Annotated in this window: 16 protein-coding genes; 6 read left to right on the plus strand and 10 right to left on the minus strand. The window is 59.7% G+C overall.

Annotation, left to right across the window (positions count from 1 at the left end):
• Position 1 precedes the first annotated feature (1 nt).
• From mutS to WC421_04335, 10 genes are all read right to left on the minus strand, one after another.
• Complete coding sequence (gene mutS / locus WC421_04290) at positions 2-2,563, minus strand: DNA mismatch repair protein MutS (GenBank protein ID MFA5161446.1); 2,562 nt, start codon at positions 2,561-2,563, stop codon at positions 2-4.
• Between the two features lie 4 nt (positions 2,564-2,567).
• Positions 2,568-4,586, minus strand: a complete 2,019-nt coding sequence (locus WC421_04295; protein ID MFA5161447.1) for a hypothetical protein — start codon at positions 4,584-4,586, stop codon at positions 2,568-2,570.
• 74 nt (positions 4,587-4,660) lie between these two features.
• Positions 4,661-5,509, minus strand: a complete 849-nt coding sequence (locus WC421_04300) for a hypothetical protein (protein MFA5161448.1) — start codon at positions 5,507-5,509, stop codon at positions 4,661-4,663.
• Between the two features lie 13 nt (positions 5,510-5,522).
• Positions 5,523-6,833 (minus strand): L-serine ammonia-lyase, iron-sulfur-dependent, subunit alpha, encoded by a 1,311-nt coding sequence (locus WC421_04305; GenBank protein ID MFA5161449.1) that lies wholly within the window; start codon positions 6,831-6,833, stop codon positions 5,523-5,525.
• Positions 6,830-7,312 carry a DNA repair protein RadC gene (gene radC, locus WC421_04310; protein MFA5161450.1) on the minus strand — a complete coding sequence of 161 codons (483 nt, stop codon included), beginning with the start codon at positions 7,310-7,312 and terminating at the stop codon, positions 6,830-6,832. Before radC ends, WC421_04305 begins: the two co-directional genes overlap by 4 nt.
• Positions 7,302-8,507, minus strand: a complete 1,206-nt coding sequence (locus WC421_04315; protein ID MFA5161451.1) for an MFS transporter — start codon at positions 8,505-8,507, stop codon at positions 7,302-7,304. The genes radC and WC421_04315 overlap by 11 nt, the downstream gene beginning before the upstream one ends.
• Positions 8,508-8,510: 3 nt before the next feature.
• On the minus strand, positions 8,511-8,702 hold the full coding sequence (locus WC421_04320; GenBank protein MFA5161452.1) for a hypothetical protein: 192 nt from the start codon (positions 8,700-8,702) through the stop codon (positions 8,511-8,513).
• Between the two features lie 39 nt (positions 8,703-8,741).
• Entirely contained in the window at positions 8,742-9,332 is a 591-nt protein-coding gene (locus WC421_04325) for a phosphatase PAP2 family protein (protein MFA5161453.1), read from the minus strand.
• 65 nt (positions 9,333-9,397) lie between these two features.
• A complete protein-coding gene (locus WC421_04330; GenBank protein MFA5161454.1) occupies positions 9,398-9,979 on the minus strand; it encodes a pseudouridine synthase in 582 nt (193 codons plus the stop codon).
• Positions 9,976-10,650: a hypothetical protein gene (locus WC421_04335; GenBank protein MFA5161455.1), complete on the minus strand. Its 675-nt coding sequence runs from the start codon at positions 10,648-10,650 to the stop codon at positions 9,976-9,978. Before WC421_04335 ends, WC421_04330 begins: the two co-directional genes overlap by 4 nt.
• Before the next feature lie 64 nt (positions 10,651-10,714).
• Here WC421_04335 and WC421_04340 point away from each other — a divergent pair, with 64 nt between their 5' ends.
• From WC421_04340 to WC421_04365, 6 genes are read left to right on the plus strand one after another with little or no spacing between them, the layout of a single operon-like run.
• Positions 10,715-12,895 (plus strand): adenylate/guanylate cyclase domain-containing protein, encoded by a 2,181-nt coding sequence (locus WC421_04340; GenBank protein MFA5161456.1) that lies wholly within the window; start codon positions 10,715-10,717, stop codon positions 12,893-12,895.
• Between the two features lie 10 nt (positions 12,896-12,905).
• A complete protein-coding gene (locus WC421_04345) occupies positions 12,906-13,616 on the plus strand; it encodes a DUF3307 domain-containing protein (protein ID MFA5161457.1) in 711 nt (236 codons plus the stop codon).
• Positions 13,609-14,214, plus strand: coding sequence for a 3'-5' exonuclease (locus WC421_04350; GenBank protein MFA5161458.1), 606 nt, complete (start codon positions 13,609-13,611; stop codon positions 14,212-14,214). The genes WC421_04345 and WC421_04350 overlap by 8 nt, the downstream gene beginning before the upstream one ends.
• A complete protein-coding gene (gene hutH, locus WC421_04355) occupies positions 14,198-15,727 on the plus strand; it encodes a histidine ammonia-lyase (GenBank protein MFA5161459.1) in 1,530 nt (509 codons plus the stop codon). Before WC421_04350 ends, hutH begins: the two co-directional genes overlap by 17 nt.
• Positions 15,728-15,738: 11 nt before the next feature.
• A complete protein-coding gene (locus tag WC421_04360) occupies positions 15,739-16,992 on the plus strand; it encodes an AAA family ATPase (GenBank protein MFA5161460.1) in 1,254 nt (417 codons plus the stop codon).
• Entirely contained in the window at positions 16,989-17,579 is a 591-nt protein-coding gene (locus WC421_04365; GenBank protein MFA5161461.1) for a DUF4276 family protein, read from the plus strand. Before WC421_04360 ends, WC421_04365 begins: the two co-directional genes overlap by 4 nt.

A 17,579-nucleotide genomic window follows, 5' to 3' on the forward strand; every position in this document is an offset into this window, starting at 1 on the left:
ATCAGGAAAGGCGCTTTTTCCACTCCGCTATCACATGCAGCGCCTCAAGCGGGGTGAGTTTTTCCGGCTCGCAGCTTCGGATTTCGCCCAGCACCGGATTTTCCGCCTCAAACATCGGCAGTTGCGGCGGGCCGGAGGAAACGACTCCAGCCTTGCTTTCCAGTTCCTCCAGCATTTTCCTGGCGCGCATTATGCAGGAGGGGGGAAGGCCGGCCAGTTCCGCCACATGTATGCCGTAGGACTTGTCGGCGGGGCCGGGGGCGATTTTGTGCAGGAACACTATCTCGGTTTTGCCGGAGGAGTTCGCAAATTCTCGCACGTCCACGTTGAAGTTCTTTATGCCGGGGTATTTCTCCTCCAGCGCGGTGAGCTCAAAATAATGCGTGGCAAAAAGCGTTTTGGGGCCGCCTTTGGGGTTGCGCAGGCCTTCCACCACCGCCCAGGCGATGGAAATGCCGTCAAAGGTGGAGGTGCCGCGCCCCACCTCGTCCAGAAGCACCAGGCTGCGGTCCGTGGCGGTTTTGAGTATGACGGCAGTCTCGCGCATTTCAACCATGAAAGTGGATTCGCCGCGGTTGAGCGCGTCATGCGCGCCGATGCGGGTCATTATCCTGTCCACCAGTCCCACCCGCGCCGAGGCCGCGGGAACAAACCCGCCCATCTGGGCCATCACGGCTATCAGCGCGTTCTGGCGCAGATATACGCTTTTGCCGCTCATGTTGGGGCCGGTGATTATCATTATCTGCGGCTCTTTGTCGCCGATGCTGATGCTGTTGGGGACAAAGCTGCCGGCGGGCAGCGCGGCCTCCACCACGGGGTGGCGTCCGTCGCATATCTCAAGGTCGCGGCTGAGATCCACTTCCGGGCGGCGCCAGCCGCCGCGCCGGGCGGCTTTGGCAAGGGAAATGTATACGTCTATCTCCGCCGCCGCGCGCGCAAAGGAGCGGAAATCCGAGATGCGCTCCGCCAGCGCGGCGCGCAGCTGGTCAAAAAGATGTTTTTCCAGCTTTGCAATCCTGTCTTCGGCGCCAAGTATTTTAGACTCCAGCGTCTTAAGCTCCTCGGTTATGAAACGCTCGGCGTTTACGAGGGTCTGCTTGCGGACATAATCAAAAGGCGCGCGGGAGACATTGGCCTTGGTGATTTCAATATAGTAGCCGAAAACCGAATTATAGCCCACTTTAAGCGTGTTTATCTGGGTGCGCTCGCGCTCGCGCTTTTCTATGCCGGCGAGGCTGGCGCGGGCGTTTTTTTTGAAGCCGCGCGCCTCGTCCAGCTCCGCGTTATAGCCGTCGCGTATCGCGCCGCCGTCGGAAACGCGCTGCGGCGGATTGTCGCTCAGCGACTGGTCCAGCAGCGCGCGCATTTCGCAGAGGGGGGGATAGGCCGCTTCAAAGCGCGTCCACAGCCGGGGCGCCACTGCCGCGCCGCCTTTGTCAAACCAGGCTTTGAACCCGTCCAGCGAATGCAGCGAGCGGCGCAGCCCGCCCATATCGCGCGGAGAGGCCCCCGCCGCCGCGACCCTGCTTATGGCGCGCTCTATATCGCACATCTCGCGCAGCATTTGCTCAAGCTGCTGGCGGGACTGGGCATTTTCGCAGAATTCTGACACGCAGTTCTGGCGGGCCTGTATGGAAGGCAAATCTATAAGCGGCTGCAATATCCATTCCCGCAGCAGCCGCGCGCCCATCGGCGTGGCGGCGTGGTTGAGGACGCCGAAAAGCGAATGTTTCCTGCCGCCGCCGGAGGAGGATTCCACAAGCTCCAGCGTGCGCACGGCGCTCTCGTCCATCTGAAGGCAGGAGGCGGGCTCCCGCAGCGAGGGGACCAGCGCGTCTTTAAGCCGCGGCTCGTTTTCCGACACGTAGCGCGCGGCGCGCAGCGCGGCCTTTAGCGCAAGCTGGCGGTTGGCCCAGATTTCGCGCGAGGGCCAGTTCTGCGGCGCGGCAGTATCGCCGGAATAGGGGGGCAGTATTGTGAGCGCCGCGCCGCCCTTTACGGCCTCCAGCGCGGCGGCGGTTTTGCGCTCCGCCGCGATTTCGGAGGGGGAAATCCTGGCCAGCACCGAGACCAGCGCCTTGAAATCCGAATCCCCGATTTTCTGGGCGGCCCAGAACTCTCCGGTGGAAACCTCCACGCAGGCCAGCCCCCAGCCGATAACATCGGCCTCCACGCAGGCCAGATAGTTTGAACTGGACGCTTCCAGCAGCTCGTCCTCAATGACCGTGCCGGGGGTGATAAGGCGCACCACCTCGCGCTTGAAAAGCTTGGAGCGCCCGTCCGCGGAATCGCCGGAGACCTGCTCGCACACGGCGATTTTATGCCCGGCTTTCAGAAGTTTGGCTATATAGGACGGACTGGAGTGGTAAGGGATGCCGCACATCGGCACGTTCTGGCGGGCGGTAAGCGTCAGGCCCAGCGCCGCGCTGGCGGTTCTGGCGTCGTCGTTGAACATCTCGTAGAAATCGCCCAGCCGGAAAAAAACAATGGCATGGGGGTATGACGCCTTTATCGCCTGATACTGCTTCATCAGGGGGGTCTCCGCCAGTGTCTCGTTCTGCATGGAATTATTTTAGCAAAAGCGCGGCGGCGATTGCGGCGGCCAGCGCGCCTGCCGCCAGCGCCGCCGCCAGCGCAAGGCCGGGTGTGGAATACTCCAGAGAAAATTCTCCGGCTCCCTCTTTGACATGAACCAGCGTCTGCCAGGATTTGTATTCGCTCAATTCAAGCGGTTCGCCGTTTGCGTCCCAAGCCCTGAAATGCGGGTTGTAAAGGATATTGACCACATAATTTCCGCCGGCGGACGGGGAACGGAGGCGCACTTTAAGCCTGTTGGCGGAAAACGCGCAGTCCCCGGCGGGGGCGGTTTCGCCCTCGCGGAAAACCATGGGCAGGGCGCGGGCGTCCTCGTATATAAGCCGCCGCCCGTCCCGCGCGGCGGGCCTGATGCCGTGTTCCGCGAAAAACCTCCCGTAGCGGCCAAGCGCGGTGTCCGGCAGCACATACCAGCGCACGCCCCAGACGCGCAGCACCAGCAGCCGTTGTTCAGACAGCGGCTCCTCCCAGTAGGAGGAGACATTCAGGCCGAAGCATATCCAGTCGTTTTTCAGGGCGCGCAGGGTGTCATAGCCCGCGAAATGATAAAGGCCGAAAAGCGTGGCATAATCAAAACCCAGAGGCGGCATTGCGTCGGTCTCGCAAGGCCGGTAGCCCAGGGTGAGTATTCGCCCCGTGGAAAGCATGGCCGCGCGCGGCTCCCGCGCCGGAATTTTATCCGTATAAAGTCTGAACGACGCATAAGGCCCGGCGCCGAAAAAGACAGCCATGTTAAGCAAATGCAACGCAAGCGCGGCGTGCGCGGCCCGCCGGGACAGAAATTCCAGCCCGAAAGCCGCCAGCACGCAGATGAATAAATTTGCGAAAATCAGCGCGCGGAAATGGCAGTGCAGCAGCCGCAGCCCGGGCAGCCGCCACTCGTAGAAATTAAACGCCCCGGCGGACCACAGCAGGCAGCCCAGCGCCAGCGCGCCGAAAACGGCGCAAACCGCCGCCGCGCCGTTTCTGCGCGCGCGGACCAGCGCAAGAACAGCAAGCGGGGGAATTATATAGCCCAGATAGGACATGGCGTCCATGCTGTAAGTCTCTCTCCAGCCGGGGAAATGGCGCGACCAGGGCCAGACAATGCCTTTTAGCCACTGCGCGGCGGGAAGGCTGTTTTTGGCGAATTCGGGCAAAGACATGCCGTGCGCGCGGCTTCCGGCAAGGCTTATCTTTTCAAGAAGAAGCAAAAAATTCGGCGCGGCGGACAAAACGCCAAGCGCGGCGGCGCAAACGCAAAGCAGCAATGTCCCCCGGTGGCGGCATGCAAGGAAAACCAGCGCGCGCCACGCATCCTCCGCAATCCGGCGTGCCCCGCCGCCGCGCCAGGCCAGCAGTGCGGCGGAGTTGGCGGAAATCTCATCGGCCAGAATAACAGCAGCCATAAAAACCGGCAGCACCGCGAAGCTGCGCAGCAGGTATTCCGGATTGTCAACCCAGGCAAGCGCGGCGCTGGCGCAGAACAGCGCGAAAAAACCCTTCCCGTCTCCGCGCGAGTATATCCTGTACGCGCCGTATGCCATGAACGGGAAAAAAGCCGCCGCCGGGCCGACCATCCACCAGCAGGTCTGGGTCAGTATCACAAAGGGGCATGTCATCCACGCCGCCGCGCCGAAAGCCGCAGGCCACAACCCCAGCCCCATAGACGAGGCGAAAACAAAAAACCCCATGCCGGACAGATACATCCAGGCAAAAGCCAGCAGGTCCACCGCGCCCCAGAAATGGCCCAGCAGAGCATTGCTGAGCCACACCGCCGGCAGGCCGGCGGGGCAGGGCATCATCGCGGCGGGCGCGCCCAGAAACTGGTGGAAATTGAACTGCGCCAGTTCCCCGGCGCGCAGCGCGCGGAAAGCATGAACAAAATAAGGAAGCGAAATATCGCGGTTATCGTCCTGAAGGAAATAATACGGGATGCGGCTTTCCAGAATGAAAGCGAAAAGCGCGGTTATTGCGGCGCAGACAAGCGCGAACGCCAAAAGCCTGCGCATTCGGATTTTGGCAAACCTTTCACGGAAAGTCATGCTATGCATTTAGGCGGATTTGCGCATGCAAACATCCCCGCTCACTCAACACGGCGGATGGATAATTGGCGGCTGATGATTTTTTTGGAATCGTGCGCGAAAATATGCTCCTGCAGTTCGCCGCCAAAAAGCAGGCCTTTGCGCGGACCATCCAGTGAAACATGGAAGGTATATTGATAGTTGGTGTCCATGCTGCTGTTAGCAGTTTTATAGTAATTGCCCATTGTCATTACTTTGAAATAAGCCTGCGGCGCACCGTTTATCGTATCAACACGTTGGAACAGCATTACCGGATTGCGATTGTGGAATACTCCGTCTTTCAGCGGAATATCCCGCGAAGGCCTTATTTGCATGAACCCCAAAGACTGCGGCTCAAGCCTGGCGACCGTGGGACCGAAGGTGTGGACATCCATCAGCTTGTAATACAAGAACAAGCCAATCGGATTACCCATATACGTCTGATAGGCTTTGAGTATGGCCGAAGTGAAATCGCCCTCGTCCAGCCGGCAGGTGTATGCGAGCGTTTGCGGATAGCCGGCGATAAGCTCCGGCAGCGGCGTCATGCCCGGCGAAGATATCTTATCCTTGTCGTTTGCGATTTTGCGGTATTGCGCGCCGGTTATTTCAAATTTCTTGCGCTTTTCGCCGTTTTCCTCAACAACGGTTTCGTTCACGCGGACCCGTATTTCCTCCGCTTGCAGGAAATCCTTAACTGTCTCAAAACCACCGCGCATGTCCAACGAATAAATGTAATCCACATCCTCAAAATCATAAGAGATTTTTTCACCGGTTTTATAATCGTGCGTGAACGAATACAAGACGGGTTTTTCCTGCGCGGGCGCCGCCGTGCCGGAAAAAGCAGCCAGCGCGATTACCGCAATCATTTTCATATCCGTTTTCCTCCTATGCGGATTTGCGCGGCGGGCCGCCTGTCCGCAGGCGGGCCTGCTTGTCCAGCATGATGCCCACTATGGTCGGGTCAACCATGTGCATGCCGGCGGTGGAGATTTTGGCAAGGTTGCGTATGCTTTCTTCCGCGGTTTCGCCGACAAAGCCCTCCCGCTCGCTTATGCCGTAGCCGTGCATTCCCATGTAGGCCGAGCGTATGGCGCAGTCGGCGGAACTGACCACTTTAAGCGCGCAGCCGCTTTTGGCCCCGTCGCAGAGCATTCCGCCCAGATCGCTGACGACATTGTTTACCGCAAGGCCAAGCGCCTTCGCGTCCGGCCCGCGCCGCTGATAAACTATCGCCGCCGCCGCGCCGACGCCTGCGGCGATGGCGCAGCCGCATATCGGCGCAAGCCCGCCGGTGAATAGTTTCACGTATCCGTTTAACAGATGCGACAGGCAGATGCTTTTGTAAATTTTCCGCTCCGGCACGCCGAAGGCCCTGCCGACGTTATAAGGAATCAGCGCGGCCACTATGCCCTGATTGCCGCTTTCGCCGCTGGACATTACCGGAAGGGCGATGCCGTCCATGCGCGCGTCCGCCGCGCAGGCCGCCAGTATTTTGGACGAGGAGAAAACATCGTTCTGCAAAAAACCCCTGCGGCGCAAATCCATCAGGTAATAGCCCACTTTTTTGAGCTTCATGCCGGCATTGGAGGCGGCCAGATTCATCTCCACGCCGCTGCGGATATAATCCAGCTCCTCTTTGCCCGCCTTGTCCGCCAGCCGGGCCATGTCCTCTATGGTGAGCTTTGCCATGGCGGCTTTGTAGGCCGCCGGTTTGGAATGCTCCGCGCGCGAGCTTATTATGGCGCGGGAATTTTTCTCAAGGCGGGACACATGGGTGTGCGCGCCGGAAATGACGCACGCCGCCCTGTCCTTGCCGGCGCGCAGGCGGGCCTCTATGTAAATATCGCTTTTGCCGGAGGCCACGCTCATGCGCGCCGCGCCGGAGGAGATATAGCGGCCCGCGCGCCTTGCCAGCGCGGGGTCCGCGGCCTTGAGTATTTCCATCCCGCGCTCCGGCGCGGCCAGCAGCGCGCCCATGACGCCGGCCAGCAGATTGCCCTTCTCTCCGCCGGTGTTTGGCAGGTTGACGCCCATGCCGTTTTTATACGTCCCCGAATCAAGCGTGAACTGCATCGTTTGCGGGGTTTTGCCCAACGCTTTGGCCGCATGGGCCGCGCACAGCGCGACCGACACCGGCTCCGTGCATCCCATGGCGGGGTAAACCTGATGCTCCAGCAATTCCTTTAATATGTTCACGGCAATTTCTCCTTGTCCAGCAGGCCGCTGCTTTTGAAGCTGAAATACCCGCCCTTGCCCACGATTATATGGTCGTGCACCCGCAACCCCAGCGTGGAGGCGGCCTTGATAAGCTCGTGAGTGAGATTTACATCCTCGTGGGAAGGCGTCGGGTCGCCGGAGGGATGGTTATGCACGAATATCATCGCCGCCGCCCGGCGGGAGATGGCGTATTCCACCACCTTGCGCGGGGAAATGGCGGCGCGGTCTATGGTGCCTTCGGCTATGCGGTCGCAGGCGATGACGGTATTGCGGGTGGTGAGATAGATGACTTCAAAAATCTCGTCGCGCTCGCCTTCCAGCGAGGCGCGGCAGTAGCCGGCGGCGTCCTCAGGGGTGGTGATGCTGGGTTTTTCCTTTACCTCGTCCAGAAAATAGCGGCGCACCAGGCCGCGCAGCCGCTGCCGGTGCTGGAGATGGGGGGGGCGCTCAGGCTGCATGCGGCCTCGTCGCCAGCAGCGCCGCGGCGGCGGCTGCCGCGCAGCCCGCGCCCAGCAGGAAAGGCGCGGCAGGGCCGATTTTATCCCACAAAATCCCCGCGGCCAGACTGGCCGCAAACGCCAGAATTCCTGAAACGCCCTGGAATACGCCCATGGCCGCGCCCCTGTTATGCTCGCCGCTGAAATCAGCCACCATCGCCTTTGCGACACCCTCGTTGAAAGCGCCGTAGAAACCGTAGGCCGCAAACAGCAGCCATACAAGCCGCGCGTCCCGCGCCGCGCCGAAACCCAGATACACGGCGGAGAAAACGGCAAGCCCGAAAATCATGGTATTCCTGCGCCCGATTTTGTCGGACAGCCAGCCCGCCGGCGCGGCGCACAGCGCATAAACGATATTGTAGCCGATATAGGCCATTATCACGTGCGCGGCGGTAAAGCCCATGCTTTTCGCCTTGAGCAGCAAAAACACGTCGCTGGAATTGCCCAGCGAGAAAATGCCGTATGCCAGCAGAAAGCCCCAGAACCGAGGCGAAAGAGATTTCACGCTTTCCCAAAACGGGATTGTCCGCGCGGACGCCGGTGCGGAGGGGACTGCCTCTCCCACTCTCCTGACCAGCACAAGCACGCCCAGCGCCGCCGGGATGAATGCAATGGCGAATACGGCCCTGTAAACAGCCTCGTCCGAGCGCAGCCCCATTTTCGGCAGAAGCGCAAGCAATGCCAGCGATATGGCCGGGCCCAGGGCCGCCCCCGCCGTGTCCATCGCGCGGTGGAAGCCGAAAGCCTTGCCCCAATGCTCCCGCGGGGCGGAGGAGGCCACCAGCGCATCCCGCGCCGGAGTGCGCACCCCCTTGCCCGCCCGGTCAACAATCCTGGCAAACAGCACGAAAGGCCACGATGCCGCCAGCGCCAGCAGCGGCTTGCTCAGCGCGGACAGGCCGTAGCCGAAAACGACAAAAGGCTTGCGCCGCCCGGCACGGTCGGACCAGAAGCCGCCGCCGGCCTTGAGCAGGCTGGCAACAGCCTCCGCGCAGCCCTCTATCAGGCCGACGACGCTCATAGGCGCGCCCAGCACGCCGCGCAGGAAAAGCGGCATCAGCGGATACAGCATTTCGCTGGAAATGTCGGTGAGCCCGCTCACTATGCCCAGGCTGATGATATTGGGAGTCAGACCTTTTTTCAACTTTTCAAACATGCTTCATTCGCCGCAGGAAGGGCATTGCTCCTGCCTGTCCTGCTGGCCGTAGGGATTTAACAGACGCTCCACATTCCAGTATATGCAGTATGCCGACATAATCATTATCGCGATGAAAACCCACAAAAACCAGACCGGCAGCCTGCCCAGCTGCTCAATCTGCTTTTGCACAAGCCTTTGTATAAACCCTTTCATAAGCGGAGTTATGGAATTATACGTTTTTTGGCCCGGTTTTCAGCGTTTGGCGGCAAGTCCGCGCAGCATCTCCAGCCCGGAGGCAAAGCCGGGGGCTTCAAGCAGCCGGGCATAGACCTGCGCGCCAAGTTCCTTGCCGGCGGCTATGTCGGAGGGATGATGCACGCCGGAGATAACGCGGTAAAGCGCGGCCTCGTCCGCGCGGGCCATGAACTGCTCCCTCCGTTCCGGCGCGACATCGCAAAGCAGCAACGCGAACACCCGCGACAACGTGGCATGGCCGCTGGGATAGGCGTAGCCGCCCACCCAGCCTATGCAGGAATGCGGCCCGCCCGGCCTGTTGAAAGGCCGCGGGCGCTTGTAGCGCTGCTTGAAATTTTCCGCCGCAAGGCCGGCGTCCCAGCCCACGCGGTTCAGAAACTCCGCCGCCTGCGGGGTGAGCGGGAAGGGGCTTATGTCGCCGAACATCTGTTCAAACGTGCCGTCATACTGCGACTTCGCGGCGGCGCACTGCGCGGCGGTGCGCCTGTTCTGCCATTGCAGCAGGACTTCCATATCGGCCTTGTCCTCTGCGGAACCCTGAAGCGGCGCGGGCGCGATTGCGGCGGCGCGTTCCGCGCCGCGGGCCATATAATGATAGCGAGGAATTGAGGAACAGCCGCATAAAAGCGCCGCGGCAAAGATGACGAGAATATTCACAAGAACTCCTTTCCGGCGAATGCGCGCAGCCGCGCGGTTTCCTCCGGGGCCAGCGGACGCCAGCGGCCCGGCTCCAGCCCGGCGGCATCCAGCGGGCCGATTTTGCAGCGGAACAGCCGCAGCACCGGATGGCCGGCGGCTGCCAGCATGCGCCTGGCCTGGCGGTTGCGGCCCTCGCGCAATTCAATTTCCACCCAGGCGGTGGGCACGGTTTTCCTGAAACGCACCGGCGGGTCGCGGGGGGGAAGGCCCGGGTCCGCAATCAGGCGGGCGCGGGCAGGGCGGCAGGGGCCGTCTGAAAGGGTTATGCCGCGCGCCAGTTTCTCAAAAACCTCCGGGGCGGGAACCCGCTCCACCTGCGCCCAGTAGACGCGCGGATGCGCGAATTTCGGATTGCAAAGCCTGTGCTGCAACATCCCGTCCGAGGTGAGCAGCAGCAGCCCCTCGCTGTCATGGTCCAGCCGGCCCGCGGGGTAGACGCCCTTCGGAAAACCGAACTCCGCTAGGGATTTATGCCCCGCCAGCGGCCTAAACTGCGACACCGCGCCGTAAGGCTTGTTGAACAATATGCAGGTCATAGGCGCGAAAGCGCGGCTCCAAGCCATATCAGAGCAAACGGCAAAATCAGCAGCAATCCAAGCGCGGTATGGGCGAACAGGCGCAGCAGCATTGCGTTGAGCCTGAACGCGGCCAGCGCGCCGCCCGCCACCGCCATTCTGCCGGCAAAAACCGCGGCGGGCCGGATGACGCCCGCAACAGCGGCGCGCCGTATGCGCGAGAAAAGCTCCTCTTTAAGCGCGGCGGCGGACAGCAGAAAAGCCATGGCCGCAAGCAAAGGCAAGCCGCCGCGCGCCGCGACGCGGACGCGCAGCAGGACCTCCGCTACGGCAGCGTACAAATCCTCCGCCCGCGCGCACTGCGCAATACGGCCCAGCACAGCCTCGGCAACGATATCATAGACGGCGGCTATAATCTCCTCAGCCTTTGCGGCGAGGGCGCCCAGGCTTTCCAGCCCTGCGGCAAATGCCGCATACGCCGCCGCAGCCAGCGCGTAAATCCCGAACAGCGGCGCGGCGGCCAGCCATTTCCACACGGGCGGCCAGTGCCGCCACGCGATTTCCGACTGCCACACAAGCCACGCCGTCCCGCCGCAGAGCAAAAACGCGCCCGCGCCGTATGCCGCCAGCGCCAGCAGCGAGTATTTCAGCGACCGCCGCAGCGCGCGCATTATGGTTTCACGCAAATCCATACAACAACCTTAATATATGCTCTGCGGTTTTGCAACCGCGCGCAGAATAGCTACAATTGCAATAATGGCTGTTGATAAATTCCGCGCCCCCAAACCGCTTGTACTGGCGCTATGCGCATTGTCGGCGCTGCTGGGGCTTTTCTTTGTCTACGACCACTGGGTTTACCAGAAACGGACGGGCGGCGGCAGCTGGGTGTTCAAAGTGCTGCCCGCTCCGGCGCAGTATCTGGACAACGTAATCTCCGACAACGCCACGTTTTTCATCGGCGGGATAGAGCCGGACAAGAGAATCTCCATCGCCGCCATTGATGACGACACCCTGGGCCGGCTGGGCTTTCCTTTCCAGCGGCGCTACCACGCGCGGCTGATAGACCGCCTGAGCGCGCTGGGCGCAAAGGTGATTGTTTTTGATGTGATGTTTCTGGAAGCCGACAAGCTAAACCCTGAAGACGACAGGCAACTGCTGCAATCGGTCGGGAAAGCCGGCAATGTGGCGCTGGCCGGGCTGATGGAGAAAACCGCCACCATGCAGGGAGAGGGAATGGACGCGGTTACCGGCGAAACGGTGCGCTTCCGCTTTCCCTTCGGCGGGCTGAGGGAGGCCGCCCTGCTGTGCGCGTTTCCAAACACCGAGGCTTTCGTTGACAGGGACGGGCATCTGCGCAGGATGATGATATTTGACAACCGCGCCGGCTACAGCGCCGCGCCCGGCTCCGGCTACGGCTACTGGCAGGGAAAGCCCATAGCCTCGCTGGCGGCGGGAGCCTACAGCGCGCTGACCGGAACGAAACTGGAAGACGTGCAGTCGCTTTTCCCCGAAAACATTTACCGGCTGAACCTGGCGCAGGTGATGCTGCGCAAAAAATCCCCCGGCAGGCCCGGCGCGGCAGAAGACGCCAAACAGGTCAAATCGCTTTACCCGCAGATTTCAATAGTGGACATACTGGACGGCGCGCTCTCCGACGGGGAAAAGGCGCTTATAAAAGACGGCGCGGTCTTCGTGGCCTCCACCAGCATGGGCGCATACGACCATTACTCCGGTCCCTACGGCGACAAGGTGCCCGGGGTGATGTTCCACGCCAATCTGCTGGACAACATGCTCAACAAAAACTGGATGCGCCCCGCGCCGGCTTATGTCTCCTTCGCGGCGATGATTGCGCTTTTGTGGGCGTCGCTTGTCGCATTCAACCTGCCGCTGATATGGGGCGCGGTTTTTACGGTTGCGCTGGCGGCATTGTGGGCCGTGATTTATGCCGTAGTTTTCATGGGCGGCGGGCTGCTGGCCATGGTTATGCCGGAGACCGGTATTGCGGCGGGGTTTGCGGCGGTTACATTCTACCGCGTGGTGGTGGAAGGCAAGGAAAAACGCTGGATAAAGGGCACCTTCGGGCAATACCTCTCGCCCAAGGTGGTGGAAATCATCATCAAGGACCCGGCCAGGCTCAAGCTGGGCGGCGAAAAGCGCGAGATGACGATTTTCTTTCTGGACATAGCGCATTTCACCTCCATATCAGAGAAAATGGACCCGGAGGCGCTGCCGGTTTTCCTCAACCGCTATCTGTCTGCATTCACGGATATAATCCTGGAAAACGACGGCGTGGTGGATAAATACATAGGCGACTGCATCATGGCCTTCTGGAACGCGCCGCTGGACCTGCCGCAGCACCAGTACTACGGCTGCCTGTCCGCGGTGCAGTGCATAAAGGCCATAGAGGAACTCAATAAAAACCTGCCCCCCGGCCTGCCGGAGACGCCAGCCATCAGAATCGGCCTCAACTCCGGCTTTGTGAAGGTGGGAAATTTCGGCTCCAGCACCAGATTTTCATACACGGTGATAGGCGACGAGGTGAACCTGGCCTCGCGGCTGGAGGGGGCCAACAAATTTTTCTCCAGCCGGATTCTGGTCAGCGAGGCTACGTATCTGCCAGCCAAAGACCGCATAGTGGCGCGCGAACTGGGGCGGGTGCGCGTGGTGGGCAAAAACGCGCCGATACGGGTCTACGAGCCGCTGGCCACCGCCAAAGAGCAAACGCCGGACATTGTTTCTCTGGCCGAGGCATGCAACCTGGGCGCGGAGAAATTCGCTGCAGGGAATTTCGGCGCGGCGGCCAAGTCTTATCTGGACGCGCTGGCCATAGCGCCGCACGACGCCGCAGCCAAACGGCAGATGGAGCGCGCGCTGGATTACAAAAAAAGCGGCCCGCCCCCGGACTGGGACGGGGTGTTCAACCTGACCTCCAAATAAAGAGGTGCGTATGATTATATTCTGGCGGCTGATGCTGGCGCACATGCTGGGGGATTTCACCCTCCAGTTTGACGCCGTGGCCGAGGCAAAGCGCAAAACCTGGTGGGGGATGTTCATACACACCGGCACGCATTTCGTGCTGGCGCTGGCGTTGTCTTGGAATTATCTGGGACAGGACTGGGTCAGCTTCGGCGGGGTGAAGCTGGGCGGCTGGGCGGCGCTGGGCTGCATGTTCCTCATCCACCATCTGCAGGACGAATGGCGCATATTCGCCATACGCAACTACAAAACCGCAGACGGGACCATTCATTTCCTGTGGGACCAGTTCGTGCACACGGCGGCAATATTCGTGTTTTCGCCCGTCATAGGCTTTTATACCGACGGCAGCATTTTCCCCGAGAAATGGGTGATATTGGGCATACTGGCGGTGTTTGTAACGCATTTTGCCACGGTGCTGGTGTATTTCGTGGAGAAGGATTTCTACAACTCGCAGTTTCCGGGCTTTGACGAGAAATACTTCACCATGCTCCAGCGCTTTGTGCTGTGCATGTTTTTCCTTATCCCCGGCTGGCAGTGGCTGCCGTATTTCGGGCTGTGGGGCGGCTACATGGTCTATCTGTGGCGGCAGCGGTTTATAGATTTCGGAAAGGCGGGCGTCTATGTGGGCACCGCGCTGGCGCTGGCGGCTGGAATTATGGCAAGGCGGGTTTTCCATGTCTGACATGCCGGCGGGCAGGGCGGTTTTCGCCTTCGTTGACATAGAAACCACCGGCTGCGTCTACACCCGGGGCGACAGAATATGCGAGGTCGCCGTGCTGCTGTGGCAGAACGGCAGGGAGCTGGACTCCTACAACCCGCTGATAAACCCCGCAAGGTCCATACCGCCGGATGTTACCGCCAAATGCCACGGCATAACAGACGACATGGTGCGCGCCATGCCGCGTTTTGAGGCGGTGGCCCAACGGCTGGAGCAGATGATTTCCGGCGCGGACGCCGTGGTCTGCCACAACGCGGATTTTGATGTGCCGTTTATGGCGTACGAGTTCCTGCGCGCGGGGCTGCGGTTTCCGCCCGTGGCGATTCTGGACACGCTCAAACTCGCGCGCAAGCACGGAAATTTCAAAAGCAACCGGCTGGGCAATATCGCGCTGGAACTGGGATATTCGCCCGAAGGCTGGCACCGCGCGCTAAACGACGTTAAAATGACGCAGCGGGTCTTTGCGCATTTCGTGAAGCAGTTTTCGGCGGAAAAGGAAGTAACTTTAGCGGAGCTGGCGCAATACCAGACCGGCGGGAGAAAACATGCCAAAACCCTTTGAGCTCGGCGGCGAATGCAGCCTGATGGATTTATACGAAGTGGCGGCGGGGGGGAGAAAAACAACCCTCCCCCGCGCCGCGGCGGAAAAAATGGGCGCCACCCGCAAAGCGATGATGGATTATGTCGCCAAGGCCGGCGCGGTATACGGCGTCAACACCGGCTTTGGCGAGCTGGCCGCGCGCCGCATCCCCGGCGAGCGGTGCAGGCAGCTTCAGCTTAATCTGATCCGCAGCCACGCCTGCGGCGCGGGCGAACCCATGCGCGACGACGAAATCCGCGGCCTGATGTTTTTGCGCGCCAACGAGCTGGCGCGCGGGCGCAGCGGCACAAGGCCGGACGCGGCGCGGCAGCTGGCGGAATTTCTCAACAGGGGAATCATCCCGTATGTGCCGTCGCGCGGCTCGGTGGGCGCGTCGGGGGATTTGGCGCCTTCGGCGCATATCGCGCTTGCGCTTATAGGCGAGGGAACCGCCAAAACCGGGCCCAACGGCAAATGGGCCGACACGGCGGGCATTCTCTCCAAAGCCGGAATATCGCCGCTGCGGCTTGAGGAAAAAGAGGGGCTTGCGCTTATAAACGGCACGCAGGCCATGCAGTCTGTGGGCGGCATCGCGCTGCTTGAGTCGCTAAACGTCTGGCACGCCGCCACGGGGGCCGCCGCGCTTTCCGCGGAGGCGCTCAAGGCCACGCCCGCGCCTTTTGACGAAGATGTTGTCGCGCTGAAACCCTATCCGGGCCAGTCGGAAACCGCCGCCATTCTGCGCGCCCTGATGGACGGCAGCGAAATACGCAAATCCCATCTTACCGGCGACCCGCGCGTGCAGGACCCATACAGCATCCGCTGCATCCCGCAGGTGCACGGCGCCGCGCTGGACGCGCTTGTCCATGCCTGCTCAATCACCGAAACCGAGATGAAATCGGCCACCGACAATCCCGTGCTTATATGGAAGGATGAAAAGGATTTCTCGGACCTGCGGCTTGCCAGCGGCGGCAATTTCCACGGCGAGCCGCTGTCTTTGGCCTTTGATTACGCCTGCTGCGCGATGACCGCGCTTGGCAATATCTGCGAGCGCAGGATTTTCCAGCTTGTAAGCGACCCCAACCGCATACTGCCGCCTTTTCTGGCAAAAGATTCCGGCGTGGAATCCGGCTGGATGATAACGCAGTACACGGCGGCCAGCCTGGCCTCGGAAAACAAGACGCTGGCGCACCCGGCCTCTGCCGATTCCATACCGACCTCCGGCAGCAAGGAGGATTTCGTCAGCATGGGCATGTGGGCGGCCATAAAGCTGGGCAAAGTAACGGAAAACGCGGCGCGCATCGCCGCCATAGAGCTGTTGGCCGCGGCGCAGGCGCTGGAATTCCACAAACCGCTGAAACCCGGCAAAGGCGCGCAGGAACTCTACGCCGCAATCCGCGAAACCGCTCCCGCGCTTGAATGCGACGCCCCGCTGGGCGACGCCATAGAAACGCTGGCAAACGTCATTCTGGACGGCGAAGTTGCCGGGAATTAACGGAGATTACGATGAAAAATACCTCATCAGCGCCATCGCCCAACCAGGCCGGCGACTCTGTTTTCATAGAACGTGTCGCCCTGAAAAATTACAAAAGCATCAAAGAATGCGACGTAAAACTCGGCCCGCTGACTTTTCTCATCGGCCCCAACGGCGCGGGCAAAAGCAATTTCATAGACGCCATCGGCTTCGTCGCCGACTCGCTGAAACATACGTTGGAACACGCACTACGCGACCGCGGCGGCATAACCGGAGTAAAACGCATATCCATTGGACATCCAACCTATTTTGGGATCCGGTTGGATTGGAAATTGCCCAACTCATCCGGTAAATACTCATTTCTCATAAGCACGAGCAAGAAAACCGGGTTTTCTGTACAGCGTGAAGAGTGTCACATTGAACATAGCGAACCTTTTTTTGGCTCTACCGCAACCTTCTATAGGATTGAAGATGGCAAGCTCATAGACCACAGCAGCGATCTAAAGGTATTGCCCATTGCTGTTGATGACCGGCTATATCTGATGTCAGCATCAGGTCTGCCAGAGTTCAGACCGATTTACAATGCTTTATCCAACATGGGTTTTTACAATCTAAATCCTGACGAAATACGAGAATTTCAGCCGCCAGATGTCGGGGAAATTCTAAAACGCGACGGCGCCAACCTTGCCAGCGTCTTGGATACTTTGCACAGAGAAAACAAAGACGCGCATGACCAAATAATTGAATTCCTGTCCAAAGTAGTGCCTGGTATCACAGCCGTTTCAGTAAAACGCATGGGGAAAAAAGAAATTCTGGAATTTTCTCAATCTGTGGGGAAAAAAGTAAATCCGTGGAAATTTCTGGCAGAAAACATGTCGGATGGGACATTGCGCGCGCTGGGTATATTGACCGCTCTGTTTCAAACTTCCAAATCCACAAAAGTTCCTTTCATCGGTATTGAGGAGCCGGAGGTCGCATTGCATCCCGGCGCGGCGGGAGTCTTGCGCGACAGTCTCCGTGCGGCATCACGAAGTACTCAAATCGCAGTTACAAGCCACAGCCCTGATTTGCTGGACGACAAAGACATTTCCGATTCCCAGATATTGGCGGTCTCCAATAATAATGGAGAAACCGCAATAGGTCCAATGGGGCAGGCAGATAGAGAAAGTGTTAGAAAACGCCTCTATACAGTGGGAGAACTCATGCGTATTAGCCCAATTGAACCTGATATGTCTGAACATGAAACTATCAAGCAACTCGATTTATTCACGGACATCAAACCATGATAAAAATAGCCGCATTAGTGGAAGGGCATGGGGAATGCGATGCTGTTCCTGTTCTAATCCGAAGAATAGCGTTAGGAATTGATCCCGGCTTTGTGCCTAAAATATTTCCGCTGAAATTCCCCTCCAATCAGTTGCGCAATGCAATTGAACGATCTGTTGAGCTTGCCGCCCGCAAGTTGCAGCGTCAAGGCGGCATTGTCATAATCATAGATTGCGACGACGGTTGTCCAAGGAATGAAGGTCCTGCATTGCTGAGCCGAGCGCAGAAAGCTTGCTCCGATATGCCAATTTCCGTTATCCTGGCAAAAAAAGAATTTGAAGCATGGTTTATTGCGTCGGCAGAATCGCTTCGCGGAAAACGCGGACTTTCGCAACACATGAAAGCGCCCGAATCACCAGAAGAAATCAGAGGGGCAAAGGAGTGGCTCAGTGCTGAAATGCCGCGCAATAAGCCATACAGTGAAACCACTCACCAATCAGCATTCGCCGAATGTTTTGATATGCAACTCGCGCGGCGGCGTTCCGATTCTTTTGACAAATGCTACAGAGATATTGAAGGAATGTTGCGCCGGTTAGGAGGATACTGA

It is taken from the genome of Elusimicrobiales bacterium, assembly GCA_041651175.1.
Taxonomy (GTDB): domain Bacteria; phylum Elusimicrobiota; class Elusimicrobia; order Elusimicrobiales; family Elusimicrobiaceae; genus JAQTYB01.